The organism is Ornithinimicrobium pekingense DSM 21552 (genome assembly GCF_000421185.1).
In the GTDB taxonomy this organism is placed as follows: Bacteria; Actinomycetota; Actinomycetes; order Actinomycetales; family Dermatophilaceae; genus Ornithinicoccus; species Ornithinicoccus pekingensis.
Genome location: NZ_ATWJ01000002.1, coordinates 112,972 through 139,361 on the forward strand (window position 1 = coordinate 112,972; position 26,390 = coordinate 139,361).

Genomic DNA, 26,390 nt, shown 5'->3' on the forward strand with positions numbered 1-26,390 from the left:
CCCGGGCGTGCCTGAGGGCCGCACGTCCGGGAGGCGGTCCCCAGGAACGTCAGCGCCAGTCCACCGCCACGACCCCGACGGGCTCCGCGAAGCCCTTCAGCGCGATCTCGCGTGGCTCGGAGAGGCTGAACGCGCCCGCGACGCCGTCGAGGGTCTCCCTGCTGACGAGGATCTCCCCGGGTCCGGCGGCCGCACCCACCCGGGCGGCCATGTGCACGCCCTGGCCGCCGTAGTCGGCTTCGTCCCCCTCGGGGTGGAAGGCGCCGCCGGTGTGCACCCCGATCCGCACGTCGGGAGCGACGATCTCCGCGTCGAGCGCGCGCTGCACGCCGACCGCCGCCTGCACCGCCGCCTGCGGCTGCTCGAACGCGGCGAAGAACCCGTCGCCGGTCTGCTTGATGACCTCGCCGCCCGCCTCCAGCACCTGGGTGCGCACCAGCTCGTCGTGCCGGGCCAGGAGCCGGCGCCACCGGTCGTCGCCCAGGCTCTCGAGCAGCTGGGTGGAGCCGACGATGTCGGTGAAGACGAAGGTGCGCCGGGTGCTCAGCCGCCCGAGCAGCTCGCGGGCACGCTCCTCGTCCAGCCGGGCACCGAGCCGTTCGAAGGTCGCCAGCGCCGCCTCGAGCTCGGCCGTCGCCCCGTCCTCGTCCCCCTGCCGACGGTAGGCCATCCCCAGGTGCAGGCGCGCCCGCGCCACCTCGAAGGGGGCCCCGACCTGCAGCCAGCCGTCACGGGCCCGTCGCAGCGCCCGCTCGGCCTGCGCCCAGTCGCCCTCGGCCATCGCGATGCGTCCCGACGCCAACGCCACCGTGGCGTCGAACGCGGGGGCCACCCGGTTGGCGATCTTGAACGACTCCACGCCGTTCTCCAGCTCCTCGCGCGCGGCGCGGGCCGTGCGCAGGTCGCCCGCCGCCAGCGCGATCTCGACCTGCGCCGGCAGCAGCTGCAGCCGGGTCAGCCGCTCACCCGTCGCCTCCAGCGCGCGCCGGACCGCCGCGGCCGCCGCCTCGACCTTGCCCTCGGTCAGCCGCAGCAGGGCCAGACCGGGCTGCGGGTCGCGGCCGAGCTCGTGCGCCTCCCGGTAGGTGCGCAGCGCCGCTCCGAAGTCACCCCGGATGCGCTGGATCTCGGCGATCTCGTACAGGCCGTTGCCGGTGACCCAGTAGTTGAAGCGACGCAGCTCCTCGCAGGCGGTGGTGGCCTGCTCCTCGGCGGCCGCCCAGTCGCCCCGGACCCGCAGCATCTGCGCCCGGTGGATGCGGCAGGCCCCTGGGAACCCGCTGACGTCGAAGCGGTCGCAGTAGGTGTTCGCCACGTCGGTCCACTCGGCGGCCCGGCGCAGGTCCCCGACCTCCTGGCAGGTGTCGATGGTGACGCAGTAGACGAGCCCGGCCGGGAACGGCGGCAGCTCCCCGCTCAGCGCCGCCGCCGCCGACTCGTCGAGCAGGGCCATCCCCGCGTCGACCTCACCGCCCCGGACCAGACCGTGGCCCTTGAAGACGCGCGCGATGGACTCGATGTCCTTGGCGCCCGAGCGCGCACCCAGGTCGATGGCCCGGTCGAGGTCGACCATGGCCTCGGCCACGTTGCCCGACTCCATCTGCTGCACCCCCCGGACGAGGGCGAGGTGGGCGTGCGCGACGGACTCCGGCTGGCCGACCAGCAGGCGCTCCGCCCTCGCCAGCCAGCCGTGCGCCACCGCGAAGGAGTTGCGGCTGACGTGGTCCCAGGACAGCCACGCCGCCACCCGTGCTGCCGCGGCCAGGTCCCCCTGCGCGAGGTAGCCCGCGAACGCGCGCTCCCGCAGCGCGATCGCCTCGTCCTGGCGGCAGGTCCAGAACGCCGCCTCGCCGTAGACCTCGACGTCCTCGGGGGCCAGGGCGCTCGCGTCTGCCTCCGCGAAGGCGGCGTAGGCGTCCCTCCAGTGGCCAAGCGCTGCTGCCTGGCGGCCGGCGTCGGGAGTCGCGGCGGTCTGGGTCATGAGGTGCCCTACCGCCTCATGGTGTCACCACCGCGGGGGCCGCACAAGGGTGGTGCGCGGCCCGCGACGGCCTAGTCGACCGGCTTGCGGGCGGTGGCCAGGAAGACGGAGTAGGGCCTGCCCTCGCGCAGGATGGTCGTGCAGTCCGAGATCACCACGTCGGTCAGGCCCGCGGCCTCCAGGGAGCGCGACAGGTCGCCGCGGTCGAAGCCGTCGTGGCCGTCGAAGTCGTGCCGGTGCCCGTGGAAGGAGCCGTCCTCGGCGTCGAGGTCGGCGACGCACAGGTGCCCGCCCGGCTCGAGCATGCTCACCAGGCCCTCCAGGACGGGCCGGAGCGTGCGCACGTGGTGCAGCACCAGCGAGGAGACGATGAGGTCGAAGCGCCCGGGCGGGGCGGTCTGGTGCTCCAGGTCGAGGTCCCAGACCCGGGCGTCCGGCGGGAGGGCGCCGTCGGCGATCTTCTGCTGCGCGACGGCCCGCATGCCGGGTGAGCTGTCGGCGAGCGTCACCTGCCCGACGCGGCCGAGCAGCGCCTGGGTGACCAGGCCCGTGCCGGCGCCGTACTCCAGCAGCCGGGCGTCGGCGCCGAAGGGCACGTTAGCCGCGACAGCGCGTGCGACGTCTCGGGCCCGGGCGACCTTGTCGGGGTCGGAGTCCCAGTCGGCCGCCTTCTCGTCGAAGTGCTCGCTTCCCATGGGCCCAGCCTGCCACGGGGGTGCGATGCTGGGTGGCGATGCGACACGTCGACGACGCCGAGCGCCGAGCCCGCCTGGCCCGCCGGCACGGCCTGCACCCCGCCCACCGCCTCGACGACGTCCTCTCCGCGACGCGCGCGATGACGGTGCTGCACTCGACCGAGTCGGCCACGCCATACCTGTCCGTCGGCGCCCGCACCGACGGGGTCGGACCGGAGCAGGTCGACCGGGCGCTCTACGAGCAACGGTCGGTGGTGCGGCAGCTGGCGATGCGGCGCACGCTCTTCGTGCTGCCGCGGGACCTGCTGCCCGCCGCTCTCGGCAGCGCGGCCGCCCGGGTGGCGGCGGAGCAGCGGCGACGCCTGACCCGTGACGTGGAGCGCCACGGGATCGCCCGCGACGGCACCGCCTGGCTGGAGGCGGCCTGCGAGGCGGTGCTGCGCCACCTCGCGGGCTCCGAGCCCCTCCCGGCGCGGCGGCTGCGCGAGGAGGTGCCGGAGCTGACCGGCACGGTCACGGTGGGCGTCGGCACGAGGTACGGCGGCACCTTCCCGGTGGCGCCCCGCGTCCTGGCGGTGCTCGGCGCGGAGGGGCGGATCACCCGCGGCCCCAACGCCGGCCACTGGCGCACCTGGCGACCGACCTGGACGCTGACGGCGGACTGGCTGGGCGAGGACGTGGAGCCGGTCTGCCCCGAGGAGGGGTATGCCGAGCTGGTGCGCCGCTGGCTGCGCACGTTCGGCCCCGGGACGGCCGACGACCTGCGGTGGTGGCTCGGCTCCACCGTCTCGGCGGTGCGGACCGCCCTGGCGGACGTCGGCGCGGTCGAGGTGTCCCTCGCCGACGGGCACAGCGGCTGGGTGCTGCCGGACGACACGGAGCCGGCGGACCCGGTCGAGCCGTGGGCGGCGCTGCTGCCCACGCTCGACGCCACGACGATGGGGTGGCGTGGCCGGGAGCACTACCTCGACCCCGCCGACGTGCCCTACCTGTTCGACACCAACGGCAACGCGGGCACGACCGCCTGGTGGGACGGCCGGGTGGTGGGTGCCTGGGTCCAGGACCCCGACGGGACGGTGCAGGTGGTCCTGACGCCGGCGGGCACCGCGCGGGCAGGGCGGCAGGGGCGGGCGGCCCTGCGGGAGGAGGCGGCGTGCCTGAGCGGCTGGCTCGACGGGGTGGTCGTCCCCCACGTCTACGCGTCGCGGCTCATGAAGGGCGCACGGCTGCCCTGACGGCGCGTCGGCTCAGAGCAGGGTGACGGCGTCCTCGAAGGGCAGGCGGGGCAGACGCTCCATCCAGGCATCCTCGGCCGGGTGACCGATGTTGACGACCGCGAGGACCTGGTGGCGCCCGTCGGGGAAGAACTCGCGGGTGACGGCGTGGGCGTCCAGGCCGGTCATCGGACCCGCGGCCAGACCGGCGGCCCGGATGCCCAGGATGGCGTAGCCGACCTGCAGGCCGGCGTTGAGGAGAGCGGTGCTGCGTCGGGCGTCCTCGTCGGCGTCCAGCCGGTCCCGCAGGCCCGCGGCGTGGGGGAAGACGCGGGGGAGCTCCTCGTGGAAGTCGAGGTCCATCGCCAGCACGGCCACCACCGGCGCCTGGGCGGTCTTGGCACGGTTGCCCTCGGCCAGGTGGGGCAGCAGGCGCGCCCTGGCCTCCTCGGAGCGGAGCAGCACGACGCGCAGCGGCTGGCTGTTCATGGCCGTCGGCCCCCACCGGACCAGGTCGTAGATCGCGGCCAGCTGCTCGTCGCTCACCGGCTCGTCGGTGAAGGCGTTGGCCGTCCTGGCCTCTCGGAAGAGCAGGTCCTGAGCCTGCTCGTCGAGGGCGAGGACGTCGGGCAGCGGGGTCGTCGTGGTCATGGTCTGTTGAACAGACAACTACCTGCGGCCATTCCCGGGCTCATCCGGCCAGGGTGCCCTCGCTCGCGGGGTCCTCGACGCGGAGCCGGTCACCGACGCCGACCTCGCCCGGCGACACCACGTCCGCGTAGACGGCCAGGCACGCGTCCCGTTCGGTCCCCAGCGGCCGGAGCCACCGCCCGCGCGGCTCGACGCCGTCCTGGCGGACGTCGATCGTGCGGCAGCGCGGGATGCGCTCCACCACCCGGAGGGTGCACACGCCCACGACGAGAGCCCGGCCCGTCCACGTCTCCTCCACGAACGGCTCCGTCGTCGCGACGACGAGGTTGACCCGCAACCGCCGGGGGTCGGCGTCCACGCCCCACCGCTGCGCGCACCAGTCGAGCGTGGCGGTGCCCACCAGCGAGACGGCGCCGCCGTCCTGGTGAGGGACGTCGCGCTCGGGGAGCACCTGCACGCCGCTGCCCGTGCGCCCCGTCAGGACCGCGTCCAGCGCAGGGTCGCCCACCGGCCAGGTGCCCTCCGGCCCGGTCACCAGCACCTGACCGTCCCGGGTCGCCGCCGTGTAGTCGAGGATCTCGTCGCGGCGCCGGAAGCGGCGCGAGTCCTTGGCCGAGGCCAGCCGACCCTCGCCGTCCACCACGGCATACCAGCGGTCGCCCTGCAGCCCGCGCGGGTCCACGGTCACGCGCTCGAGCGGCTCCCCGCCCATGGACTTCACCGGGTAGCGCCGGATGGCCGTCACCGCGCACGACATGCGGTGAGGCTATCGGCCGGGTCACTACAGTCGGGTCATGCGTCCGCACCGTCCACCCTCCGTCGTGGTCGCGCCCGACTCCTTCAAGGGCAGCCTCACCGCGGCGGAGGCGGCGGCCGCGATGGCACGGGGCGCCCGCAGCGCGCTGGGGGAGGACGCCCAGGTGACCGAGGTGCCGATGGCCGACGGCGGGGAGGGGACCCTGGAGGCCCTGCTCGCCGCCTGGGGCGCGCACCCCCACGAGGTGCGCACGGTCGACGCCCTCGGACGGCCGCGGACGGGCCGCTGGGGGCTGTCGCCCGACGGTCGCACCGCCGTGGTCGAGGCGGCGGAGGGCAACGGGCTGCCCCACGTCTCCGACGTCCCGCTGCAGCCGCTGCGGGCCGACAGCCACGGCGTCGGGCTCATCGCCCGCGCGGTGCTGGACCACCCGGACGCCACCGCGCTCCGGCAGGTGCTGCTGTGCGTGGGCGGTTCCGCCAGCACGGACGGGGGGACGGGACTGCTCACGGGGCTGGGCGCCCGCTTCGTCGACGCCTCCGGGTCGCCGGCGGCACCCGGCGGTGCGGGGTTGGCGCGGGTGCGGCGGGTCGACGACTCCGGGTTGCACCCGCGGGCCCGCGAGGTGGGCTGGCTCATCGCCGTCGACGTCGACAACCCGCTGTGCGGCCCCCGGGGCGCGGCGGCGGTCTTCGGCCCGCAGAAAGGGGCCGACGAGGGGGACGTCGCGGTGCTGGACTCCGGCCTGGCACACCTGGCAGGGGTCCTCGCCGAGCACACGGGGGTCCGGCGGGCGGACCTCCTGGACCGCGCGGGGCTGGGTGCGGCCGGCGGGCTGCCGCTGGCCCTGACCACGCTCCTCGGTGCGACGCTGAGCCCGGGGGCCGAGCTGGTCGCGGAGGCGGTCGGCCTGGGGGAGGCTCTGGCGAGCGCCGACGTCGTCCTGACCGGGGAGGGCAGCCTCGACGAGCAGTCGCTGGGCGGCAAGGTGGTCGACGCGGTGCGGCGCCTCGCGCGACCGGAGGCCGCCGTCGTCGTGCTGGCCGGGCGGGTCCTGCTCACCGCCGCCGAGTGCCGGGCCGCCGGCCTGACCGCCGCGTGGTCGATCGCGCCCGGCCCGGCGTCGCTGGAGGACCTGCTCGAGCGCGCGCCCCAGCTCCTCGAGGACGCCGCCGCGCACGCGTGCGCGGCGCTCGCCCACCGCGCCTGACCGCGCCCCCCGTCGGCCCTGTGGACAGCCGCAGGTCCGGCCGACGCCGCACCACTAGCGTGGGTGACGGACGCGCACAGGGGGTGCGCGGGGAGGGACCCACATGACCGTGTCATCGGCAAGGCGAGCTGTCTGGGACCAGGAGCGGCGCCGCATCACCGACAACATCCGCAGCTACGGCGTGCACCTCACCTACGTCGGGGGTGAGGCCTCGGCCGCGTGCGACTGCTGTCCCGGTGGCCGCGAGCCGCTCGGGAGCGACGACAGCGACCCGCTGGCCGGTGTCGTCGAGGACCTGGACGAGCTCCCGGACCGGCTGGCCGTGCCCTTCTGCTACACCACCGGCCTGTTCGGCGTCGGCCATCCCGAGCTCGTGGTCCTCGGGCTCTCCCCGGAGCCGGCTGCCAACCTGCTCAACGTGCTGGCGCACCGCGTCCTTGAGCACCAGGGCGACCTCACCCCGGGCGAGCTCACCGAGGTGGACGGGCTGCAGGTGCTCGTCGAGGAGCTGCCCAACCCGGGGATGGTCCTGTTCGAGGCCAACGGCTACTACGACCGTCCGCTCGTCGCGTCCGTGCCGGCCTACCAGCTGACCTGGTCCGACGCCGAGGGTCGATACCCCTGGGACGAGGGGCACCTCCCGGTCCCCTGCCTGCAGCCGCGGCCGGGGCACTACCGCGCCTGATGACCGGGCCTGCCGGACCGCGGGACCGGCCGACGACAGCCCCGCGGACCGCAGGCCCGTGGCCCGCACCGTCGGCGGCAGGGGCCCGAGCCTGCTGTCACTAGGGTGGGCGGATGCCGACAGCAGACCAGGAGCAGCCAGCGCACGAGGACACCCGCAGCATGCGCGAACGCATGGAGGCGGGCGACCTCTACATCGCCGACGACCCGGAGCTGGCGGAGCTGAGCACCCGGGCGCTCGACCTCATGGACACCTACAACGCCACGACGGTCCGCCAGGCCCCGCTGCGTCGACGCCTGCTCGAGGAGCTGCTGGGCTCGGTGGGGGAGGACACCGAGATCCGCCCGCCGCTGCGCGTCGACTACGGCTCCAACATCTCGGTCGGTGCGCGGTCCTTCGCCAACTTCGGCCTGGTCGCCCTCGACGTCGCACCCGTCGTCATCGGGGACGACGTGCAGATCGGGCCCAACGTGCAGCTGCTGACGCCCACCCACCCGCTCGAGCCCGGGCCGCGCCGGGACAAGTGGGAGGCGGCCCGGCCGATCCGCATCGGCGACAACGTCTGGCTCGGCGGTGGCGTGATCGTGCTGCCCGGCGTGACCATCGGGGACAACACGGTCGTCGGGGCCGGCGCGGTCGTCACCAGGGACCTGCCGGCCGACGTCGTGGCCGTGGGCAACCCGGCCCGCGTGGTCCGGCGCCTGGCCGACCCCGCACCTGCCGACGGCTGAGCCCTCAGGTGGTGCCTTCGTAGAGGCCGATGGTGTTGCCGTCGGGGTCGGTGAAGATGGCCCACCAGCTCGTCTCGCTGATCGGCGACTTCTCCATCTGCACGCTGCCTCCCAGCTCGGTCACCCGCGCGAGGGTCTCGTCGATCGAGTCGACCTCGACATAGCTGCGGGGTTGGGTGAAGCCCTCCGAGCGCGGGGCGAGCCCGCCGCCGCTGATCTTGTTCGGGGCCTGCCACATGGGGTAGCCCTCGTACCCCTCGATCTCGGCGATCTGCCACCCGAAGATCTCGCCGAAGAACGACTGGGCCCGGCCCATGTCGCTCACCGGGATGTCGATGTGGGTGATGTCTCCGTGCGCCATCGTCCCGCTCCTTCGTGCGTCGGTGCGCGTCCGGGCCGGGAGGTCCCCGCCCGCACCTGACGAGACTGGCACAGGACGCGGGTCTGCGCACCGGTTTCCCCCGCGTATGCTGTGGAAATGACGCCGCCGGACCCGCTCACGCCCGCATACGGGCCGGTGCAGCAGACCGCCACCTCCCGGTCGGCGACCGCTGCCGACCGGCGGGCCGGAGCGCGACGTGCCGCGCTCCTCGACGTCATCAGGGCCTCCTGGGAGGGCCTGGGGGTCAGGGCTCTGGCCGAGGCCACCGGCCTGCACGAGAACACCGTCCGTTTTCACCTCGACCGGCTCCTGGAGGAGGGGGCGGTCGAGCGGCGCACCGGCGTCTCCCAGGGGCCGGGCCGCCCGCCCCTGACCTTCGTGGCCCGGCGGGACCGCGACGGGGCCGGGCACGACAACTACGAGCTGCTGGCGCGGGTGCTCGCCGGGCAGCTGGGCGAGGCGGGTGACCCCGTCGCGCGCGCGGAGGCCGCCGGACGGTCCTGGGGACGCAGCCTGCCCGACCCGCAGGAGGGTGGCCCGACCACCGGGCCCACCGGTCCTGTCGACCCCTGGGACGCATCGCTTGAGGAGCTGACGCGGGTCCTCGACGACGCCGGCTTCGCGCCGGAGGTGAGCACCGGGGCGCCGGGGGCCGCGACGGTCCGGGTGCACCACTGCCCGTTCCTGCGGCTGGCCCGGGAGGACCGCGCGGTGCCCTGCGCCGTGCACCTCGGGCTCATGGAGGGGGTGCTGGAGGCCACCGGTTCGGCCGCCGCGGTGGAGCGGCTCGAGCCGTTCGTCACCCCTTCGCTGTGCGTCGCGCGGGTCCGGGCGACGGCCGGGCGCTGACCAGGCTCAGGCCTGCGGCGGCTGGGCGGCGACCAGCGGGGTGTCGACCCGCAGCGGCCCCAGCTTGGCGGCACCACCGGGGGAGCCCAGCGGCTCGTCCCGGTCGGGCAGGGTGTCGAAGAAGAAGTCGGCGTTGTCCTGCAGGTAGGGGGTGAACTCGGTCGGCAGGTCGTCCTCGTAGTAGATGGCCTCGACCGGGCAGACCGGCTCGCAGGCGCCGCAGTCGACGCACTCGTCCGGGTGGATGTAGAGCATCCGTTCGCCCTCGTAGATGCAGTCCACCGGACACTCCTCGACGCAGGCCCGGTCCAGGACGTCGATGCACGGCTGGGCGATCACATAGGTCACGGTGGCCTCCTCGGGGAACGATGACCCTCCCAGTATTCACGACAGGTCTCGTTGAAACAAGGGAGGGAGACGCTCGGCGGACTCAGGCTCCCACCGGTGGTCGCAGCCCGGTGAGCGGCAGGTCGTGCTCGGCGGCGACGGCCTCCCACTGCGCGGTCGTGCGCGCCGCGAACGCGGTGGTGAGCTCCTCGCGGGTGCGGCCGACGTGCTCGGCCAGGGCCGCGGCGAACTGCGGCTCCAGCGCGGCGACCGCCACGTGGCCGTCCGCGGTGGCGTAGATGCCGTAGCCCGGCAGCGCCCCACCCAGCAGCCCGCCGGGGCCGGTCAACCCCTGGCGGAGGGCCGCACCGGCCGCCGCGGCCGCCTCCGCGAGCGAGACCCGCAGGTGCGGGGGTTCGAAGCCCCGGGCCACCGAGCCCCACGCCAGCAGCGCGGCGCTCACCGCACGCTCGGCACCGAGCGTGTCGGCGACCAGCACGGTCGGGTTGTCCGGCGGCCGGAGCAGGCCGTGGGCCGCCTGGTAGGTCAGGTCGTGGCCGGGCACCTCCGCGTCGCCGTCGTCACCGACGATCTCGACGTGTGCGAGGCGGTGCCGGCGCACGCTGCCGGCCAGTCCCAGCCGGGCGGCGGCGGACGGGCGCATCGAGGTGAGCAGGAGGTCCGAGCGCGCGAGCAGGCCCTCCAGCCCGTCCCGTCCGTCGGCGCTGCGCAGGTCCAGCCGGACCACGCGCTGGCCGGCGGCCAGCTCGACATACCACCGGGGGACGTAGTGCTCGAGCGGGTCCCCGGCGGGCGGCTCGACCTTGGTGACGTCCGCGCCGAGCTCGTGCAGCCGGGCGGCGGCCAGAGGCCCTGGCAGGTTCACCGCCAGGGAGACCACGCGCAGGCCCTCGAGGGGCAGCTGCCCACCGGTCCCTCGCGCAGTGGTCACCGCCATGAGCACACCTCCGGGTCGACGCCGACGGTGCCCACCGTAGCCGCGGCAGCCCCCGCTGCGCGGCCGTGCCGGTTCGGGTTGCCGAGCAGGCGCGGCGCGACCGCATACTTCTCCATGGTCAGACTCCGCAGGGTCTCGCCCGACGAGGCCGGCTGGACCCGGCGCCGGGCGGGCAAGGGCTTCAGCTACCGCGACGAGGAGGGCGCGAAGCTGCCCGCCGAGGACGTCGAGCGCATCAGGAGCCTGGCGATCCCGCCGGCCTGGCGAGACGTGTGGATCTGCCCCCGCGCCAACGGGCACATCCAGGCCGTGGGGACCGACGACGCCGGGCGCCGGCAGTACCTCTACCACCCCGACTGGCGGGCCCGGCAGGACGAGCTGAAGTTCGAGCGGATCGTCGAGGCCTCCCGGCTCCTGCCCGCGGCGCGCAAGCGGGTGAGCCGCGACCTGCGCCGGGAGGGTATGCCGTGGGAGCGCGCCTGCGCGACCGCCGTGCGGATGCTCGACAAGGGCTACTTCCGGATCGGGCACGACGTCTACACCGACGTCAACGGCTCCTTCGGCCTGACCACGCTGGAGCGCCAGCACGTGCGGTCCGTCCGGGGCGGCCTGCGGTTCTGCTTCGTCGGCAAGAGCGGCGTCGAGCAGGAGCTGACGATCGAGGACGAGGACGTCACCGCCGCGCTGCGCCAGATGCGGCGCCGGCGCACCGCCTCCCAGCGGGTGCTGGCCTACCGAGACGGCAGGGGCTGGCACGACCTGGACGCCGACGACGTCAACACCTACCTCGGCGACCTGTTCGACGGACAGCTGACGGCCAAGGACTTCCGCACCTGGCACGCGACCGTCCACGCGGCGGTCGCGCTGGCCAGCTCGCCCGAGCCCGGCGACACCGTGACCTCACGCCGCCGCGCGGTGAGGGCGGCGGTGGAGGAGGTCTCGGAGTTCCTCGGCAACACGCCCACGATCGCCAAGGGCTCCTACATCGACCCGCGCGTCATCGAGCAGTACGAGGAGGGCGAGACCGTCACGGTGCCGGCGGCCAAGGAGGGCCGGACCCCGGTGCGGCGCCAGGGCGCGGTCGAGGAGGCCGTGCGTGAGCTGCTCGGCGCCGAGGAGGGCGACTGAGGCCGCCGCGGCGGTACGGTGAGGCTGTCGAGGAGGAGGAGCCGGGAATGACGACGACGTCCGTCCCCGCAGGTGGCCAGCCCGCCAGCGGCGCCGCGGCGCAGGACGGCGCCGGGCTGACGGTCAACGGCGCACCGCTGCCGCTCGAGGGGGTCACGCCGCACACCACGGTCCTGGACTGGCTGCGCGCCCGCGGGCTCACCGGCGCCAAGGAGGGGTGCGCCGAGGGCGAGTGCGGTGCCTGCGCGGTCCTGGTGGCCAGGCCGGGCTCCGCCGCGCAGGCGCCGCCGACCGAGTGGGTCGCGGTCAACGCCTGCCTGCTGCCGGTCACCGCGCTGGACGGGCAGGAGGTCATCACCGCAGAGGGGCTCGGCACGCCCGGACGGCTGCACCCGGTCCAGCAGGAGCTGGCGGAGCGCGGCGGGTCCCAGTGCGGCTACTGCACCCCGGGCTTCGTGTGCGCGATGGCCGCCGAGTTCTACCGCGACGGCCGCCACGCGGACCACGATGACGCCCACGACGACGACCACGACGACGACCACGAGCACGGCCCCAACGGCTTCGACCTGCACGCCCTCTCCGGCAACCTGTGCCGGTGCACCGGCTACCGGCCGATCAAGGACGCCGCCTTCGCCCTCGGGCACCCGGACGCCGCCGACCCGCTCGCCGGGCGGCGCGCGACCCCTCCGCCCCCGGCACGGCATACCCGCCTGGAGGCGGACGGCGCCGGTTTTGTGCGACCGGCCTCGCTGCGGGAGGCGACCGCCCTGCTCGCCGAGCACCCTGAGGCGGTCGTCCTGGCCGGCTCGACCGACCTGGGCGTCGAGGTCAACCTGCGCGGCGCCCGGCCCCGGCTGCTCGTCGCGGTCGACCGGCTGCCCGAGCTGCGCGACCTGCAGGTCGGCGCCGACGAGATCCGCATCGGCGCGGCCCTCACCCTCACCGAGGTGGAGCGTGGCCTGGCCGGGCGGGTGCCGCTGCTGGCCGAGCTGTTCCCGCAGTTCGCCTCCCGGCTGATCCGCAACGGCGCCACCCTCGGCGGCAACCTCGCCACCGCCTCGCCCATCGGCGACGCCGCCCCCGTGCTGCTCGCCCTGGAGGCCACGCTCGTGCTCAGCGGGCCGGACGGCGACCGCACGGTCGCGCTGGCGGACTACTTCACCGGCTACCGCACGAGCGTCCGCGCCGCCGACGAGCTCATCCGCGAGGTGCGGGTCCCGCTGCCGCTCGCCACGACCACCGCCTTCACCAAGGTCGCCAAGCGCCGCTTCGACGACATCTCCAGCGTGGCCGTGGCGTTCGCGCTCGACCTCGTCGACGGCACCGTCGTGCGCGCGCGGGTCGGCCTGGGCGGCGTGGCGGCCACCCCGGTGCGGGCGCTGCGCACCGAGCAGGCGCTCACGGGTATGGCGTGGGGCGGGGCGGCCGTCGCGCACGCCGCCGCCGTCCTGGGCTCGGAGGGCACGCCCCTGTCCGACCACCGGGCCAGCGACCGCTACCGCCGGGCCGTGCTGGAGCAGTCCCTGCTGCGGCTGCACGCCATGACGGACGGAGGCGGGTCGTGAGCTCGCTGTCCGAGCGTCCGCCCGACCCGGTCGTGGGCCGGGCCGTGCCGCACGAGTCGGCCCGGCTGCACGTCACGGGGCACGCGCTCTACACCGACGACCTGACCCCCCGGACCAAGGACGTCCTGCACGCCTGGCCGGTGCAGGCGCCGCACGCCCACGCGCGCGTGCTCGAGCTGCGGACCGGGCCGGCCCTGGCCGTCCCCGGCGTCGTCCGCGTCCTCACCGCGGCCGACGTGCCGGGCGTCAACGACGCCGGCGTCAAGGGCGACGAGCCGCTCTTCCCCCAGGAGGTGTGCTTCTACGGGCACGCGGTGTGCTGGGTGCTGGGGGCGACGCAGGAGGCGGCCCGGCGGGGGGCCGCCGCGGTCGAGGTCGACTACGAGCCGCTGCCCTCCCTCGTCACGCTGGCCGAGGCGGTCGCCGCGGACAGCTTCCAGGGCGCGCAGCCGACCGTCGAGCGCGGTGACGTCCGGTCCGCGCTCGCGGGGGCGGCGCGCACCTTCTCCGGGCAGACCGAGCTCGCCGGCCAGGAGCACTTCTACCTGGAGACCCACGCCAGCCTCGCCTCGGTCGAGGACGACGGCAGGATCTTCGTGCAGAGCAGCACCCAGCACCCCAGCGAGACCCAGGAGATCGTCGCGCACGTCCTCGGCCTGCGCAGCCACGAGGTGACCGTGCAGTGCCTGCGGATGGGGGGCGGCTTCGGCGGCAAGGAGATGCAGCCGCACGGGTATGCCGCGATCGCCGCCCTCGGCGCCCGCCTGACCGGCCGTCCCGTCCGGCTCCGGCTCAACCGCACCCAGGACCTGACGATGACCGGCAAGCGGCACGGGTTCCACGCCGACTGGCGGGTCGGCTTCGACGAGGAGGGGCGGCTGCAGGCGCTCGAGGCCACGCTGACCTCGGACGGCGGCTGGAGCCTGGACCTGTCCGAGCCGGTGCTGGCCCGGGCGCTGTGCCACGTCGAGAACAACTACTGGATCCCCCACGTGCGGGTCACCGGCCGCATCGCCCGGACGCACAAGACCTCCCAGACCGCCTTCCGCGGCTTCGGCGGGCCCCAGGGCATGCTCGTCATCGAGGACATCCTCGGCCGGTGCGCCCCGCTGCTCGGCATCGAGCCGCACGAGCTGCGCCGGCGCAACTTCTACGCCGACGGCCAGTCCACCCCCTACGGGCAGGTCATCACGCAGGCCGGCCGGGTGCGCGCAGCGTGGGAGCAGGTGAGCACCGAGGGTGAGCTCGACCGTCGCCGGGCCGAGGTGGCGCGCTTCAACGCCGAGCACGAGCACGTCAAGCGGGCGGTGGCCGTCACCCCCGTGAAGTTCGGGATCTCCTTCAACCTCACGGCCTTCAACCAGGGCGGGGCGCTCGTGCACGTCTACAAGGACGGCTCGGTGCTCATCAACCACGGCGGCACGGAGATGGGCCAGGGGCTGCACACCAAGATGCTGCAGGTCGCGGCGACCACGCTGGGGGTGCCGCCGGCCGCGGTCCGGCTCGCCCCGACCCGCACCGACAAGGTGCCCAACACCTCCGCGACGGCGGCCTCCTCCAGCGCCGACCTCAACGGCGCGGCGGTCAAGGACGCCTGCGAGCAGATCCGCGGGCGGCTGGCGCAGGTCGCGGCCCAGCGGCTCGGGGTGCCGGCGCCCGACGTCCGCTTCCGCGACGGGGTGGTCGGCGGGCTGGGCACGACCGAGACGCTCCCCTGGGACGACCTGGTCCACAGCGCCTACTTCGCCCGGGTGCAGCTGTTCGCCGCCGGCTACTACCGGACCGAGGGGCTGCACTGGGACTCCCGAGTCATGCGCGGCAGCCCGTTCAAGTACTTCGCCCACGGTGTCGCCGCCACCGAGGTCGAGGTCGACGGCTTCACCGGCGCCTACCGGACCCGGCGCGTCGACATCGTCCACGACGTCGGCGACAGTCTCTCCCCGCTCGTCGACGTGGGCCAGATCGAGGGCGCCTACGTCCAGGGCGCGGGCTGGCTGACCCTGGAGGACCTGCGCTGGGACGAGGGCGACGGGGAGCACCGCGGCCGCCTGCTCACGCAGAGCGCCAGCACCTACAAGCTGCCGAGCTTCTCGGAGATGCCACCGGTGTTCCATGTGAAACTGCTCGAGCACGCCTCCGAGGAGGGCGCCGTCTACGGCTCCAAGGCGGTCGGCGAGCCGCCGCTCATGCTGGCGCTGTCGGTGCGCGAGGCGCTGCGCCAGGCGTGCGCCGCCTTCGGGCCCGAGGGCACCAGCGTCGACCTGGCCAGCCCGGCCACGCCGGAGGCCGTCTTCTGGGCGCTCCAGGAGGCCCGGTCGGCGCACGGCAGGGCCGGCGAGGTCACCGCCGGGCTCGGTGCGCGCCCGCCCGGGCCGGACCCGCACGCGCCGGAGCGCCGCCCGGAGTCCGAGGCCGCGCTCTCCGGCCTGTCGGAGGCCTGATGCGCTGGCTGGCGGCCGTCGAGCACCTGCGGTCGCGCAGGGAGGCGGGGGTGCTCGTCACCCTCACCACCGTCCGCGGGCACGCCCCGCGCGCCGCCGGTGCCAAGATGGTCGTCGCCGCGGACGCCACCTGGGACACCGTCGGCGGCGGCAACCTCGAGGCGCTGGCCGTCGAGCGCGCCCGCGCCATGCTCTCCGAGGGAGCCTCGGTGCCCGAGACGTTCACCACGACCCTCTCCGACCGCGTCCCGTCCCGGCACGGTGTGCAGTGCTGCGGCGGCGAGGTGGGTGTGCTGCTGGAGCCCCTGCCCGTGGTGCCGTCCGTCGCGATCTTCGGCATGGGCCACGTGGGGCACGAGCTGGCGCGCATCCTCGCCCGCCACGACCTCGACCTGCACCTGGTCGACACCCGACCCTCCGCCCTGACCGAGCAGGCGCTGGCCCCGCTCGCCGACGCCGACGCGCGCGTGCACCCGCACGCGATACCCGTCCTGCCCGAGCTCGTGCTGTCCGAGCTTCCGGCGGGGACCCACGTGCTGGTCATGACGCACGACCACGCCGAGGACGCGGCGGTCGTCGACGCCGCGCTGCGCACCGAGGGGCTGGGGACGGTGGGGCTGATCGGCTCGGGCGCGAAGTGGGCCCGGCTGCGCAGACGACTGCTGGACAACGGCCTCGGCGACGAGGACGTGGCGCGGGTCGTCACGCCCATCGGGCTGCCCGGCCTCGTCGGCAAGGAGCCCGCGGTCATCGCCGTCAGCGTCGCCGCCGACCTGCTGACCAGGTTCGGCGCGGCCGTCGGGGGGGACGCGCTGCGTGGGGCGGACCGTCGCGCCTGAGGGCTGGTCGTCGTCGGGCGGGCCGACGCTCAGACCTGCCGCACCGCGTGGTGCACGCCGACCACCCCGTTGTCGAACCGCCGATGGTCGAGCAGCTCCAGGTCGAGCCTGAGGCCCCGGGGCAGCGCCGGCCTGCCGCCGCCCACGACCACGGGGCACAGGAGCAGGACGCACTCGTCGACCAGCCCGTGACGGAACGCCTCGGCACCCAGGGTGGCGCCGCCGACGCTCAGGTCCGCGTCGGACCCCTCCTTGAGCCGTCGGACCGCCTCGGGGTCGAACCGCCGCTCGATGCGCGTCCGTGCCGTCGACACGGCCTCGAGCGTCGAGGAGTAGACGACCTTGTCCGTGTCCCGCCAGATCGTGGCGTAGTCGCGGACCACGGCCGGCTCACCCGCCAGCCAGTCGTCGTCCTCCCAGACCTTCATCGTCTCGTACATGCGGCGACCGTAGAGCGAGGTGCCGATGCGTCGCTCGTGCTCGTTCCAGAACGCGTGGGCCTCGTCGTCGGGCACCGACCAGTCGAAGGAGCCGGCCTCGTCCTCGAGATAGCCGTCGAGGGAGGTGTTGGCCGCGTAGATCAGTCTGCCCATGGGCGCCTCCGGACGGACGGGCGGGAGCGTGCAGCACCAGCCTCGCGCACGCCAGCCGCCCGCGCTACCGGTCGGTGCTCCCGGCAGGGTCCTCCGGGCCGGCGCTGGTCGCCGCCGCCGCACCCGTGGCGCCGTCACCCGCCACCGTCACGTCCGCGGCACCCCCGGCCGAGGTGCGGGCACCGGTGCCCGTGCCGCCACGCACCAGCTCGAGCAGGTCGACCCCGGTCTGGGCCTTGAGCAGCGTCGCGAGCTCCTGCACCCCGGCCGAGACCTGGCCGGAGAGCCGGGAGGCGCCGTCGCGGTCGATGACGGTGATGTCGTCGATGCTGCCGAGCGCGTCGGCATAGGGCTGCGCCATCCGCGGCAGCGCGTCGAGGACCATCTGCAGGCGCGCCGACTCGGGGAAGGTCTGGTAGGCGTCGGCCTCCGCCTTGATGGCGGCACCGCGTGCCTCACCCTTGGCCCGCTCGGCCGCGGCCTCGGCCTCACCCCGCGCCTGCACGCCGTCCGCCTCGGCGCGCGCCCGCGCCAGGGCGCCCTCGGCGTTGCGCTGCTGCTCGACCAGCGCCGCCTCGGCCCGCGCGCGCAGCGCCGCGGCCTCCGCGTCGGCCTGCGCGGTCGTGCGCTGGGCCTCCGCCTCAGCCTTGCGGATCGCGGCCGTCTTGGCCGCCTCCGCCTCCTGCTCCGCGGCGTACTTGCGGGCGTCGGCCTCCTGGGCCGCCTCGTACTTGCGCGCCTCGGCGGGCTTGCGCACCTCGGTCTGCAGCTCCTGCTCGCGCAGCGCCGCCCGGCGCAGCGCCACCTGCTCCTGCTGCACCAGCACGGCCTGCTGGGCCTCGGCCTCCGCGCGCTCCTGCGCCGCCTCGGCCTCCGCCTTGGCGGTCGCCGTCTCCTGGGCGATGTGCGCGTTGCGCAGCGCCAGCGCCTTGTTGGACTCCGCGATCTGGACGGCGGCCTCGTTGGAGCGCTCGGTGCTCTCCTGCTGCGCCTGCGCCTCGGCGATCTCGGCGTCCCGGGCCACCGCAGCAGCGCGGGGCCGGCCCAGGTTGCGGATGTAGTCGCCGGAGTCTTCGACCGTCTGGATCTCGAAGTTCTCCAGGATCAGGCCGCGCTCGGCGAGCATCGGGACGGCGATGTCCTTGACCTCCTTGGAGAAGTCCTGGCGCTCGTAGAGGATCGACTCGACGGTCAGGGTGCCCGCGATCGTGCGCAGCACGCCGACGAGGACCTCGCTGGTCTGCTGCTCGATGACCTGCTCCTGGCTGCGCCCGGCGAACCGCTGGGCCGCGGCCCGCACCATGCGCTCGGTGCCGCCGACCTTGACGACCGCGATGCTGCGCAGGGTGACCCCGACGCCGCTCTTGGTGGTGGCGTCCTCGGCCGTCACCGGGAAGCTCTGCGAGGCCAGGGACAGCCGCGCCACCTGCTCGAAGATCGGCTTGACGAACGTGCCGCCACCGATGACGACGCGCTGGCCGGACAGGTCGGTGGTCTCGTCGCCGGTCTCGGGGTTGATCACCGGGGTCCCGCTCTTGCGGCCGGTGATGATGAGCGCCTCGTCGGGGGTGGCGATCTTGAAGCGCACCTTGGCGTAGACGAAGGCGACCACCGCCAGGGCGACGAGGACGACGAGGATCGCCACGACGATCAGGACGGGGCCGGCGAGATCCATGGGGCTCCTTGAGGCAGGGCAGTCGTGCGGGGCCGGCGTCGTCGCCGGGAACGGCCCGCTCGCCTGCCGACGACCGGCGCCCCCCAAGATGGCTGCCGCCACCCTACCGGTCCCGTCGGTGCAGGTGGGGAAAGGTCAGCGCACGGTCGGGCGGCCCGCCGCGGTCCAGGCCCCGATGCCCCCGTCGAGGTGGTAGACCGCGGTGAAGCCGCGGTCGAGCATCTGCTGCATCGCGGCGGCCGAGCGGCTGCCGCTGCGGCAGTACACCGCGTAGGTGTCGTCGGGGTCCAGCAGCTCCAGCGTCGCGGTGAACCCGGGCGAGGAGGCGTCGAGGTTCTGCGCGCCCTCGAGGTGGCCCTCGGCGAACTCCGCCGGGGTGCGCACGTCCAGGACCACCGTGCCGGGCACCCTGACGGCGGCGGCGAACCGGTCGACGTCGAGCGTGGCGCCGTTGACGGGCGCGCTGGCGGGCTCGGGCACCGGGGGCTCCTCGGCGAGGGGCGCCTCCGTGACGGCCGCCCCGGTGACGGTGGTGCCGGCCGCCTCGGCCGGAGCGGTGCCCGGGGCCGCCGACGCGCCGCCGCACCCGGCGAGCACGAGCGCCAGCGCCGGCACGGCCAGGGCCGGCAGGGTCCGGGCGGGGGGCAGGGTCATGCTGCCTGGGTGCCGGTGACGAGCGGCCGCCCGGCCTGCGCCCACCCGGACGTCCCGCCGTCGACCGAGACGGCGTCGTAGCCCAGCGCGCCGAGCAGGTCGGCCATCGAGCGGCTGCGGTTGCCCGACTGGCAGATGACGTGGACCGTGCGGTCGCGCGGCACGCCGTCGAGGGAGGAGGTGATCCGGCTCATCGGCGCGAGGACGGCGCCGGGCACGTGGCCGGAGACGTACTCGGCCGGCTCGCGGACGTCCAGGACGAAGGCGCCGTCGGCGTGACGGGCGAGGAAGGTCTGCAGGGAGATGTCACGGCTCATGTGGACATCATACCCCAGGGGGTATGGAGATCCTGTCCCCCGTGCGTCGTCACGTGGCCTCCCGGGCCCCGTTGCGCAGCAGGTGCGGCAGCCCCCACCACACGGCGGCGAAGACCACGACGGCGGCGCCTCCCACGACATACCCTGCGGTGACGCCGAGGACCACGCTGAAGATGAGCGTGAGGACGGTGGCCATCGTCAGCCCCAGCGTGAGCAGGCCGATGCGGGCCATGACGTGAGATGCCTGCACCAGCTCGGCCTTGAGGTGCTGACGGAACAGCGCCCGGTGCACGCTGACCGGCCCGACCAGCAGCACGGTGGTGAGGAAGGCCAGCACGATGGCGACGAGGAACAGCCACCGGTGGTAGTCGCTGAGCTCGGGGAACCGGGCCTGGAACGGCAGCGTCATGAGGAAGCCGGCCAGGATCTGCGTGCCGGTCTGCAGCACCCGCAGCTCCTGCAGCAGCTCGACGAAGTTGCGGTCCATCCGCTCGTCGCGCGACTCGGCCCGGTCGTCCGTGGGGTGCGGCGCGGAGTCGTCGGTCACGGGCGCGCGCTCACTCCCGCAGCGCCTTGATCAGCTCGTCCTTGGTCATGTCCGAGCGGCCCTCGACGTCGAGCTCGGCGGCGCGCTCGCGCAGCTCGTCCACGGTCCAGTCCTCGTAGGAGCCGCTCGAGCCGCCCTTGCTGCCGACCTCCTCGCGCGAGCTGTTGGCCGCGGCGTTGGAGATCGCCGCCGCCTTGGACTTGCTGGCGCCGTCGTCGCGCAGCGCCTCGTACATCTCCGGGTCCTTGATGCTCGAACCGGGGTCGCGGTCCTTCTGCTCAGCCATAGGCTCACTGTCGCGCAGGCCCTCGGGCTCGTCCACCGCAGCCGCGTCGTCGCCTCGCGCGCCGCAGGCGCTACCTTGCCGGGTATGACGTCGCCCCCGCAGCACTCGGACGTGGTCGTCGTGGGCAGCGGCTTCGGCGGCAGCGTGGCGGCCCTGCGGCTCACCGAGAAGGGCTACGGCGTGACCGTCCTCGAGGCGGGCCGCCGGTTCGCCGACGAGGACTTCGCGCGCACGTCGTGGGACCTGCGCCGCTTCCTGTGGGCCCCGCGGCTCGGGCTGCGGGGCATCCAGCGCATCCACGTGCTCCCGCACGTCATGGTGCTGGCCGGCGCGGGCGTGGGCGGCGGCTCGCTCAACTACGCCAACACCCTCTACCGGCCCCGCTCGTCAGCCTTCTACGACGACCCCCAGTGGGCGCACATCACCGACTGGCGCGCCGAGCTCGCGCCGCACTACGACACCGCGACCCGCATGCTCGGCGTCGTCCGCAACCCGACCATGACCTCGGCCGACGTGCTCTACCGCGAGGTCGCCGAGGAGATGGGGGTGGGCCACACCTTCCGGCTCGCCCCGGTCGGGGTCTTCTTCGGCCGTGACGGCACGCAGGAGCCGGGCGTCGAGGTCGAGGACCCCTACTTCGGCGGCGCCGGGCTGCGGCGCACCGGCTGCACCGAGTGCGGCGGGTGCATGGTCGGCTGCCGCGTCGGGGCCAAGAACACGCTGGTCAAGAACTACCTGTGGTTCGCCGAGCGGGCCGGCGCCCGGATCGTGCCGGACACGACGGTCGTCCGGATCACCCCACGGCCCGGGGGCGGGTATGCCGTGGAGACGGTGCGCTCGGGCGCCTGGTCCGTGCGGGGCCGGCGCGCGCGACGGCATACCCTCACGGCCGACCACGTGGTGCTGGCGGCGGGCACCTGGGGCACCCAGCATCTGCTCCACCGGCTGAGGCGGGACGGCGACCTGCCGCACCTGTCCGACCGGCTGGGCGTGCTGACCCGGACCAACTCCGAGGCGCTCGTCGGCGCGATGGTGCCGCCGGGCCGGCGGCGGCGCAAGGGCGTCGACTTCACCCGCGGGGTGGCCATCACCAGCAGCTTCCACCCCGACGAGGACACCCACGTCGAGCCGGTCCGCTACGGCCGGGGGCAGAACGCGATGGGCCTGCTGACGACCCTGATGACCGACGGCGGCGGCCGGGTGCCGCGGCCGCTGCGGTGGCTCGGGCAGGTGGCCCGCCACCCCGTCCGGGCGGTCGAGATGGTGGCGGGTCTGGGGTCGTGGTCGGAGCGCAGCACCATCGCGCTCGTCATGCAGAGCCTGGACAACTCGATCACGGTGCGCGCGGGGCGCGGGCTGCTGGGGCGCTACCGGCTGACCTCGGCGCAGGGGCACGGCGAGCCCAGCCCGACGTGGATCCCCGCCGCGCACCGGGCGGTCCGGGCGATGGCCCGGCGGATCGGGGGCTACCCGGCGGGCAGCATCGGGGAGATCTTCGACGTGCCGATGACCGCGCACTTCCTGGGCGGCTGCGTCATCGGCGACACGCCGCGGACCGGGGTGATCGACCCCTACCACCGGGTCCACGGCCACCCCGGGCTGCACGTCGTCGACGGGTCGGCGGTCTCGGCCAACCTGGGCGTCAACCCCTCCCTGACGATCACCGCCCAGGCCGAGCGGGCGATGTCGCTGTGGCCGGTCCGGGGCGAGACCGACCCGCGCCCGGGCCCGGGCGAGGCCTACCGGCGGCTCGACCCCGTCGCGCCGGGCCGACCGGTCGTGCCGGACCGGTCCGTCACCCCGTGAGGAGACCGGCCGCCGGTCCCCGCCTCAGGCCTCGACGACGTCGTGGATCGGCTTCTTGGGCAGGCGGCGCACCCGCTTGTGCCGGCGGCTCCGGGCCGGGATGAGCGAGCGCATCCCCTCGTGCCGCCCGAAGCACAGCAGCCGGTCGCCCTCCTCGAGCACCTTCGACGGGCCCGGGTTGGGGACCACCCGGGTGCCGCGGTGCAGGGTGAGGACCTGCACGTCCTTCTCCAGCAGCCCCGAGTCGCCGATGGAGTGCCCGATCAGCTCCGACCCGGCCAGCACCGCGATCTCGGCGACGCCGTAGCCGGTGGAGACTGCCAGCCGCTGCCGCACGTCGATGTCGGGGAAGCCGGCCTGGTCGGCGATGTAGTCGACGATGGCGCCGGCCACGTCGAGCTTGGTCGCGGTCTCGATGCCCTGGAGGCCGGGGGAGGAGTTGACCTCCATGACCAGCGGCCCGTCGCGTCCCTCCAGCATGTCGACACCGGCGACCCGCAGGCCCATGATGTGGGCGCTGCGCACGGCGATCTCGGCATACTCCGGGTCGAGGTCGACGGCCTCGACGGACCCGCCCCGGTGCACGTTGGAGCGGAACTCCTCGCCGGCGGCGCGGCGGCGCATCGCCGCGACGACACGGTCGCCGACGACGAGCGCGCGGATGTCGGTGCCCTTGCTCTCCTTGACGAAGCTCTGCATGAGCACCTGGTGGTTGGTGCCGTGCAGGGTCTCCACGATGGCCTCGGCGACCTTGGCCTCGGGGGCCAGGATGACGCCGATCCCCTGGGTGCCCTCCAGCAGCTTGAGCACGACCGGCGCCCCGCCGACCATCTCGATCGCGTGCGGGATCTCCGAGCGGTTGCGCACCAGGACCGTCGCCGGCATCGGGATGCCGTGGCGCGACAGGATCTGGCTGGCGCGCAGCTTGTCGCGGCTGTTCATGATGCCGTTGGCGGTGTTGGGCGTGTAGACGTCCATCTGCTCGAACTGGCGCACGACAGCGGTGCCGAAGTAGGTCACCGAGGCCCCCACCCGCGGCAGCACCGCGTCGTAGGAGGACAGCGGCCGCCCGCGGAAGTGCAGGTCGGGCTCGGGGCCGGACAGGTCGATCCCGAAGCGCAGCGTGTCCAGGACCTTGACCTGGTGGCCACGGTCGAGGGCGGCGGTGCGCAGCCGCTGCGTGGAGTAGGCGCGCAGCGACCGGGACAGGATGGCGAGTTTCACGACGGTGTCCTGACAAGATGTGTGGGTGCCTGGGCAGACCAATGAAACCACCCCCGCGCCGACGGTCGTCGGCTGGCGGGAGTGGGTGCGGATGGACTCCGTCGGCGTGCCCTGGATCAAGGCCAAGGTCGACACGGGGGCCCGCACGTCCTCGCTGCACGCCTTCGACCTCCAGCGCCTCGAGGTGGAGGGCCGCCCGTGGGTGCGCTTCGACGTCCACCCCTGGCAGGCGACCGCCGAGGACGCGGTCACGGTCGAGCTGCCAATCCACGACGTGCGCACCGTGCGCAGCAGCTCGGGGCACGAGGAGACCCGGTATGTCGTGCTCGTCCAGCTGGTCCTCGGCCACCGCTCCGTCGACGCCGAGGTGACGCTGACCGACCGCGACGAGATGGGCTTCCGCATGCTCGTGGGGCGCGAGGCGCTCGTGCGGGGCTTCCTCGTCGACCCCGCCGCCTCCTACGCCGGCGGCCGGCCCGAGCGCGCCGTGCGCCGCCGCAACTGGGGCAGGTAGTGGCGACCAGGCTGCGTCCCTCCTTCGCCATCGGCGGGGTGAAGGTGCGCACGGGCGCCCGTCGCGAGGTCTCGCTGCCGATCACCCGGCTGATCACCGGTGCCGAGGTCAGCCTGCCGGTGCACGTGCTCCACGGCCGCGAGGACGGGCCGACGGTCTGGCTCGACGCCGCGATCCACGGCGACGAGGTCGTCGGCATCGAGATCATCCGACGCGTCCTGGGCCAGCTCTCGCCCAAGGAGATCCGCGGCACGATCGTCGCGGTGCCGATCGTCAACGTCATCGGCACGATGACCAACGACCGCTACCTGCCCGACCGGCGCGACCTCAACCGCAGCTTCCCCGGCTCGGCCCGAGGCTCGCTGGCCGCCCGGATCGCGCACCTGATGATGACCGAGATCGTCGACAAGTGCGACGTCGGCATCGACCTGCACACCGCCTCCGACCGGCGCAGCAACCTGCCGCAGATCCGCTGCGACCTCGAGGACGCGCGGACGCGGGAGCTGGCCGAGGCCTTCGGCGCCCCGGTGGTCTACCACGCCCGGCTGCGTGACGGGTCGCTGCGCTCCGCGGCCCGCGAGCGGGGGGCGCGGGTGCTGCTCTACGAGGCGGGCGAGGCGTGGCGCTTCGACGAGTGGGCGATCACCGCCGGGGTCGACGGCGTCCTGCGGGTGCTGACCATGCTCGGGATGATCGAGCGTCCGCCGGCCCTGGCCGATCCGGAGCGGCCCAGCGAGATCTGCTGGCGCAGCGGCTGGGTGCGAGCCCGCCGGACGGGCATCCTCGGCATGGGCGTGGAGCTGGGCCAGCACGTGCGCGCCGGCGAGCGGCTGGGGGAGCTGCACAACTCCTTCGGCCGGCGGCTGGCCATCGTCAAGGCCGACCGCGACGGCATCGTCATCGGCCGGACCGAGGCGCCGCTGGTCAACAGCGGCGACGCCCTGGTCCACATCGGCTCCCTCGAGCCGGGCCGGCCCGGTGACGCAGACGAGGGCCTGACCGACCCCGCGGACGAGGCGGAGGGCGCGAGCATGGAGCGCCCGGCGGCGGACGACCTGCTCTGACGCGGTCTCAGCCGTCGGTGGCGGACGCGTCGTCCGGCCCCTCGGCCGGGTCGCGCTCGTTCTCGCCCACCGAGGCGGGGTGCTGCTCCTGCAGCATGTCGGGGTCGGAGTCGGGGTCCTGCTCGGGGTCGTAGACCGGCCCGGTGGGGTCGCCGTCCGTCCTGCCGTCCGTGGCGGCGCTGTCGGTAGGGCCGCTGCCGGTGTCGCTGAGGTCGTCGCTCATGTGCCCACCGTGGCACCGCCGGGCCCCGGCCGCATCCCGGCCGGTGCGCCCGTGGGGCCGGGTCGCTGTGGCAGGGTCGGGGGATGGCCCGGCTGCTCGTGGTGCACCACTCCCCGACGCGGGGTGTGCGGAGCCTGACCGAGGCGGTCCTGGCGGGTGCTCACGACCCGCTGGTCGAGGGGGTCGAGGTCCTCGCGCTGCCAGCCCTCGAGGCCCGCGCCGAGGACGTGCTGGCGGCTGACGGCTACCTGTTGGGGACGCCGGCCAACTTCGGCTACATGTCCGGGGCGCTCAAGCACTTCTTCGACAGCACCTTCCTGCAGGTGGGCGGCGCGCTGTCGCCCACGGGGGCGCCCGACGGGTCGGCGGGAGGTGTTGCGGGCACCACGTCGGGCAGCACGGTGGGCCGGCCCTACGGCCTGTGGGTCCACGGCCGCTACGACACCACCGGCGCCGTCCGGTCCGTGCAGTCGATCGTCGGCGCGCTCGGCTGGCGGCAGGCGGCCGCGGTGCTGGAGGTCATGGGTGACGTCGGCCCGGAGCAGGAGGAGGCCGCCTACGAGCTGGGTGGCACGCTCGCGGCCCTGCTCGCGGGGTGAGTCCCGCGGGCGAGCCGGCCCACGGGTCGGTCTCGCCGCCCCCGCCCGCGGACCGGGCGGCGGTGGCACGATGTCGTCATGCCGCACCTGGTCGTCGAGCACACCGCCATCACCGGTCTGGACCCGCAGCGCGTCCTCGAGGCCGCCATGGCGGCGCTCGCGGGGACCGGCGAGTTCGACATGTCCAACACCAAGGGCAGGATCGTCGCCCTCGAGCGCGCCGCGGTGGACCACCCGGACGACGGCACGGGCTTCGTCGCCTGCCGGGTCTCGATCCTCGACGGCCGCACCATGGAGCAGCGGCGGGGGATCTCCCTCGCGGTGACCGAGGCCGTCGCCGGTGCGCTGCCCACGGTCTCGGACCGGGTGCAGGTGACCACCGAGGTCCTGCAGATGGAGCGGGAGACCTACACCAAGCAGGTGCTCGGCGGCTGACGCCGGGCCCTGGACCAATCAGTAACAGATCAGTTACCAT

At 74.6% G+C, this 26,390-nt stretch carries 29 protein-coding genes; 14 read left to right on the top strand and 15 right to left on the bottom strand.

Annotation, left to right across the window (positions count from 1 at the left end):
• Positions 1-49 precede the first annotated feature (49 nt).
• Positions 50-1,981, bottom strand: a complete 1,932-nt coding sequence (locus K330_RS18455; RefSeq protein ID WP_022920115.1) for an adenylate/guanylate cyclase domain-containing protein — start codon at positions 1,979-1,981, stop codon at positions 50-52.
• Positions 1,982-2,052: 71 nt separating this feature from the next.
• Positions 2,053-2,676 carry a class I SAM-dependent DNA methyltransferase gene (locus K330_RS0101645; protein WP_022920116.1) on the bottom strand — a complete coding sequence of 208 codons (624 nt, stop codon included), beginning with the start codon at positions 2,674-2,676 and terminating at the stop codon, positions 2,053-2,055.
• Between the two features lie 38 nt (positions 2,677-2,714).
• On the opposite strand from K330_RS0101645, the gene K330_RS0101650 reads away from it, so the two are divergent.
• Entirely contained in the window at positions 2,715-3,911 is a 1,197-nt protein-coding gene (locus K330_RS0101650) for a winged helix DNA-binding domain-containing protein (protein ID WP_022920117.1), read from the top strand.
• A 12-nt stretch (positions 3,912-3,923) separates the two neighbouring features.
• Here the strand turns inward: K330_RS0101650 and K330_RS0101655 are convergent, their stop codons facing one another.
• Together K330_RS0101655 and K330_RS18460 are read right to left on the bottom strand one after the other, a co-directional pair.
• Positions 3,924-4,541 carry a malonic semialdehyde reductase gene (locus tag K330_RS0101655; protein ID WP_022920118.1) on the bottom strand — a complete coding sequence of 206 codons (618 nt, stop codon included), beginning with the start codon at positions 4,539-4,541 and terminating at the stop codon, positions 3,924-3,926.
• Between the two features lie 40 nt (positions 4,542-4,581).
• Positions 4,582-5,298, bottom strand: a complete 717-nt coding sequence (locus K330_RS18460; RefSeq protein WP_022920119.1) for an MOSC domain-containing protein — start codon at positions 5,296-5,298, stop codon at positions 4,582-4,584.
• 37 nt (positions 5,299-5,335) lie between these two features.
• Between K330_RS18460 and K330_RS0101665 the strand changes: the two genes are divergently transcribed.
• From K330_RS0101665 to K330_RS0101675, 3 genes are all read left to right on the top strand, one after another.
• Entirely contained in the window at positions 5,336-6,508 is a 1,173-nt protein-coding gene (locus K330_RS0101665) for a glycerate kinase (protein WP_022920120.1), read from the top strand.
• Between the two features lie 103 nt (positions 6,509-6,611).
• Entirely contained in the window at positions 6,612-7,193 is a 582-nt protein-coding gene (locus K330_RS0101670; protein WP_022920121.1) for a DUF4262 domain-containing protein, read from the top strand.
• Positions 7,194-7,306: 113 nt separating this feature from the next.
• Positions 7,307-7,924 carry a sugar O-acetyltransferase gene (locus K330_RS0101675; RefSeq protein ID WP_029202196.1) on the top strand — a complete coding sequence of 206 codons (618 nt, stop codon included), beginning with the start codon at positions 7,307-7,309 and terminating at the stop codon, positions 7,922-7,924.
• A gap of 4 nt (positions 7,925-7,928) precedes the next feature.
• Here K330_RS0101675 and K330_RS0101680 read toward each other — a convergent pair whose 3' ends face one another.
• Entirely contained in the window at positions 7,929-8,285 is a 357-nt protein-coding gene (locus K330_RS0101680) for a VOC family protein (protein WP_022920123.1), read from the bottom strand.
• Positions 8,286-8,402: 117 nt separating this feature from the next.
• Here K330_RS0101680 and K330_RS0101685 point away from each other — a divergent pair, with 117 nt between their 5' ends.
• Entirely contained in the window at positions 8,403-9,155 is a 753-nt protein-coding gene (locus K330_RS0101685; RefSeq protein WP_022920124.1) for a helix-turn-helix transcriptional regulator, read from the top strand.
• Between the two features lie 6 nt (positions 9,156-9,161).
• On the opposite strand, the gene fdxA is transcribed toward K330_RS0101685, so the two are convergent.
• Entirely contained in the window at positions 9,162-9,503 is a 342-nt protein-coding gene (gene fdxA, locus K330_RS0101690; protein WP_022920125.1) for a ferredoxin, read from the bottom strand.
• A gap of 82 nt (positions 9,504-9,585) precedes the next feature.
• Positions 9,586-10,440: a CoA transferase gene (locus K330_RS0101695; protein WP_022920126.1), complete on the bottom strand. Its 855-nt coding sequence runs from the start codon at positions 10,438-10,440 to the stop codon at positions 9,586-9,588.
• Positions 10,441-10,554: 114 nt separating this feature from the next.
• Between K330_RS0101695 and K330_RS0101700 the strand changes: the two genes are divergently transcribed.
• The 4 genes from K330_RS0101700 to xdhC are packed head-to-tail and all read left to right on the top strand — an operon-like array spanning position 10,555 to position 16,413.
• Positions 10,555-11,568 carry a DNA topoisomerase IB gene (locus K330_RS0101700; RefSeq protein ID WP_022920127.1) on the top strand — a complete coding sequence of 338 codons (1,014 nt, stop codon included), beginning with the start codon at positions 10,555-10,557 and terminating at the stop codon, positions 11,566-11,568.
• Positions 11,569-11,615: 47 nt separating this feature from the next.
• On the top strand, positions 11,616-13,133 hold the full coding sequence (locus tag K330_RS0101705) for a xanthine dehydrogenase small subunit (RefSeq protein ID WP_022920128.1): 1,518 nt from the start codon (positions 11,616-11,618) through the stop codon (positions 13,131-13,133).
• Positions 13,130-15,574 carry a xanthine dehydrogenase molybdopterin binding subunit gene (gene xdhB, locus K330_RS0101710; protein ID WP_022920129.1) on the top strand — a complete coding sequence of 815 codons (2,445 nt, stop codon included), beginning with the start codon at positions 13,130-13,132 and terminating at the stop codon, positions 15,572-15,574. The genes K330_RS0101705 and xdhB overlap by 4 nt, the downstream gene beginning before the upstream one ends.
• A complete protein-coding gene (gene xdhC, locus K330_RS0101715; protein WP_022920130.1) occupies positions 15,574-16,413 on the top strand; it encodes a xanthine dehydrogenase accessory protein XdhC in 840 nt (279 codons plus the stop codon). The genes xdhB and xdhC overlap by 1 nt, the downstream gene beginning before the upstream one ends.
• A 29-nt stretch (positions 16,414-16,442) precedes the next feature.
• On the opposite strand, the gene K330_RS0101720 is transcribed toward xdhC, so the two are convergent.
• The 6 genes from K330_RS0101720 to K330_RS0101745 all read right to left on the bottom strand — a co-directional run bounded on the left by K330_RS0101720 (position 16,443) and on the right by K330_RS0101745 (position 20,485).
• On the bottom strand, positions 16,443-17,006 hold the full coding sequence (locus K330_RS0101720; RefSeq protein WP_022920131.1) for a dihydrofolate reductase family protein: 564 nt from the start codon (positions 17,004-17,006) through the stop codon (positions 16,443-16,445).
• A 64-nt stretch (positions 17,007-17,070) separates the two neighbouring features.
• Positions 17,071-18,681, bottom strand: coding sequence for a flotillin family protein (locus tag K330_RS24430; RefSeq protein ID WP_022920132.1), 1,611 nt, complete (start codon positions 18,679-18,681; stop codon positions 17,071-17,073).
• A gap of 135 nt (positions 18,682-18,816) precedes the next feature.
• The gene (locus K330_RS18470) at positions 18,817-19,335 is read right to left on the bottom strand and encodes a rhodanese-like domain-containing protein (RefSeq protein WP_022920133.1); all 519 of its coding nucleotides are present in this window, start codon (positions 19,333-19,335) and stop codon (positions 18,817-18,819) included.
• Positions 19,332-19,652, bottom strand: a complete 321-nt coding sequence (locus tag K330_RS0101735; RefSeq protein ID WP_022920134.1) for a rhodanese-like domain-containing protein — start codon at positions 19,650-19,652, stop codon at positions 19,332-19,334. The genes K330_RS18470 and K330_RS0101735 overlap by 4 nt, the downstream gene beginning before the upstream one ends.
• Before the next feature lie 49 nt (positions 19,653-19,701).
• Entirely contained in the window at positions 19,702-20,199 is a 498-nt protein-coding gene (locus K330_RS0101740) for a DUF6328 family protein (RefSeq protein WP_022920135.1), read from the bottom strand.
• 10 nt (positions 20,200-20,209) lie between these two features.
• Entirely contained in the window at positions 20,210-20,485 is a 276-nt protein-coding gene (locus tag K330_RS0101745) for a DUF7218 family protein (RefSeq protein ID WP_029202200.1), read from the bottom strand.
• An 84-nt stretch (positions 20,486-20,569) separates the two neighbouring features.
• Between K330_RS0101745 and K330_RS0101750 the strand changes: the two genes are divergently transcribed.
• Positions 20,570-22,291, top strand: a complete 1,722-nt coding sequence (locus tag K330_RS0101750; protein WP_022920137.1) for an FAD-dependent oxidoreductase — start codon at positions 20,570-20,572, stop codon at positions 22,289-22,291.
• 24 nt (positions 22,292-22,315) lie between these two features.
• On the opposite strand, the gene K330_RS0101755 is transcribed toward K330_RS0101750, so the two are convergent.
• Positions 22,316-23,515: a RimK family alpha-L-glutamate ligase gene (locus K330_RS0101755; RefSeq protein WP_022920138.1), complete on the bottom strand. Its 1,200-nt coding sequence runs from the start codon at positions 23,513-23,515 to the stop codon at positions 22,316-22,318.
• 25 nt (positions 23,516-23,540) lie between these two features.
• Here K330_RS0101755 and K330_RS0101760 point away from each other — a divergent pair, with 25 nt between their 5' ends.
• A complete protein-coding gene (locus K330_RS0101760; RefSeq protein ID WP_268238288.1) occupies positions 23,541-24,029 on the top strand; it encodes an ATP-dependent zinc protease family protein in 489 nt (162 codons plus the stop codon).
• On the top strand, positions 24,029-25,093 hold the full coding sequence (locus K330_RS18475; protein ID WP_022920140.1) for a succinylglutamate desuccinylase/aspartoacylase family protein: 1,065 nt from the start codon (positions 24,029-24,031) through the stop codon (positions 25,091-25,093). Before K330_RS0101760 ends, K330_RS18475 begins: the two co-directional genes overlap by 1 nt.
• A 7-nt stretch (positions 25,094-25,100) precedes the next feature.
• Here the strand turns inward: K330_RS18475 and K330_RS18480 are convergent, their stop codons facing one another.
• On the bottom strand, positions 25,101-25,316 hold the full coding sequence (locus K330_RS18480; RefSeq protein ID WP_022920141.1) for a hypothetical protein: 216 nt from the start codon (positions 25,314-25,316) through the stop codon (positions 25,101-25,103).
• 83 nt (positions 25,317-25,399) lie between these two features.
• Here K330_RS18480 and K330_RS0101775 point away from each other — a divergent pair, with 83 nt between their 5' ends.
• Entirely contained in the window at positions 25,400-25,915 is a 516-nt protein-coding gene (locus tag K330_RS0101775) for a flavodoxin family protein (protein ID WP_022920142.1), read from the top strand.
• 78 nt (positions 25,916-25,993) lie between these two features.
• Positions 25,994-26,350 (top strand): 5-carboxymethyl-2-hydroxymuconate Delta-isomerase, encoded by a 357-nt coding sequence (locus K330_RS0101780; protein WP_022920143.1) that lies wholly within the window; start codon positions 25,994-25,996, stop codon positions 26,348-26,350.
• The last annotated feature ends 40 nt before the right edge of the window (positions 26,351-26,390 follow it).

What these genes read in the sequence shown, in the direction of transcription:
- K330_RS0101775 (WP_022920142.1), top strand. Translation starts at nt 25,400, where the DNA reads ATGGCCCGGCTGCTCGTGGTGCACCACTCCCCGACGCGGGGTGTGCGG.
- K330_RS0101700 (WP_022920127.1), top strand. Translation starts at nt 10,555, where the DNA reads ATGGTCAGACTCCGCAGGGTCTCGCCCGACGAGGCCGGCTGGACCCGG.
- K330_RS18470 (WP_022920133.1), bottom strand. Translation starts at nt 19,335, where the DNA reads ATGACCCTGCCCCCCGCCCGGACCCTGCCGGCCCTGGCCGTGCCGGCG.
- K330_RS0101650 (WP_022920117.1), top strand. Translation starts at nt 2,715, where the DNA reads ATGCGACACGTCGACGACGCCGAGCGCCGAGCCCGCCTGGCCCGCCGG.
- K330_RS0101685 (WP_022920124.1), top strand. Translation starts at nt 8,403, where the DNA reads ATGACGCCGCCGGACCCGCTCACGCCCGCATACGGGCCGGTGCAGCAG.
- K330_RS18455 (WP_022920115.1), bottom strand. Translation starts at nt 1,981, where the DNA reads ATGACCCAGACCGCCGCGACTCCCGACGCCGGCCGCCAGGCAGCAGCG.
- K330_RS0101750 (WP_022920137.1), top strand. Translation starts at nt 20,570, where the DNA reads ATGACGTCGCCCCCGCAGCACTCGGACGTGGTCGTCGTGGGCAGCGGC.
- K330_RS0101695 (WP_022920126.1), bottom strand. Translation starts at nt 10,440, where the DNA reads ATGGCGGTGACCACTGCGCGAGGGACCGGTGGGCAGCTGCCCCTCGAG.
- K330_RS0101670 (WP_022920121.1), top strand. Translation starts at nt 6,612, where the DNA reads ATGACCGTGTCATCGGCAAGGCGAGCTGTCTGGGACCAGGAGCGGCGC.
- K330_RS24430 (WP_022920132.1), bottom strand. Translation starts at nt 18,681, where the DNA reads ATGGATCTCGCCGGCCCCGTCCTGATCGTCGTGGCGATCCTCGTCGTC.
- K330_RS0101665 (WP_022920120.1), top strand. Translation starts at nt 5,336, where the DNA reads ATGCGTCCGCACCGTCCACCCTCCGTCGTGGTCGCGCCCGACTCCTTC.
- K330_RS18460 (WP_022920119.1), bottom strand. Translation starts at nt 5,298, where the DNA reads ATGTCGTGCGCGGTGACGGCCATCCGGCGCTACCCGGTGAAGTCCATG.
- K330_RS0101745 (WP_029202200.1), bottom strand. Translation starts at nt 20,485, where the DNA reads ATGGCTGAGCAGAAGGACCGCGACCCCGGTTCGAGCATCAAGGACCCG.
- K330_RS0101680 (WP_022920123.1), bottom strand. Translation starts at nt 8,285, where the DNA reads ATGGCGCACGGAGACATCACCCACATCGACATCCCGGTGAGCGACATG.
- K330_RS0101655 (WP_022920118.1), bottom strand. Translation starts at nt 4,541, where the DNA reads ATGACCACGACGACCCCGCTGCCCGACGTCCTCGCCCTCGACGAGCAG.
- xdhC (WP_022920130.1), top strand. Translation starts at nt 15,574, where the DNA reads ATGCGCTGGCTGGCGGCCGTCGAGCACCTGCGGTCGCGCAGGGAGGCG.
- K330_RS0101720 (WP_022920131.1), bottom strand. Translation starts at nt 17,006, where the DNA reads ATGGGCAGACTGATCTACGCGGCCAACACCTCCCTCGACGGCTATCTC.
- K330_RS0101705 (WP_022920128.1), top strand. Translation starts at nt 11,616, where the DNA reads ATGACGACGACGTCCGTCCCCGCAGGTGGCCAGCCCGCCAGCGGCGCC.
- K330_RS0101780 (WP_022920143.1), top strand. Translation starts at nt 25,994, where the DNA reads ATGCCGCACCTGGTCGTCGAGCACACCGCCATCACCGGTCTGGACCCG.
- K330_RS18480 (WP_022920141.1), bottom strand. Translation starts at nt 25,316, where the DNA reads ATGAGCGACGACCTCAGCGACACCGGCAGCGGCCCTACCGACAGCGCC.
- K330_RS0101735 (WP_022920134.1), bottom strand. Translation starts at nt 19,652, where the DNA reads ATGAGCCGTGACATCTCCCTGCAGACCTTCCTCGCCCGTCACGCCGAC.
- K330_RS0101675 (WP_029202196.1), top strand. Translation starts at nt 7,307, where the DNA reads ATGCCGACAGCAGACCAGGAGCAGCCAGCGCACGAGGACACCCGCAGC.
- K330_RS0101645 (WP_022920116.1), bottom strand. Translation starts at nt 2,676, where the DNA reads ATGGGAAGCGAGCACTTCGACGAGAAGGCGGCCGACTGGGACTCCGAC.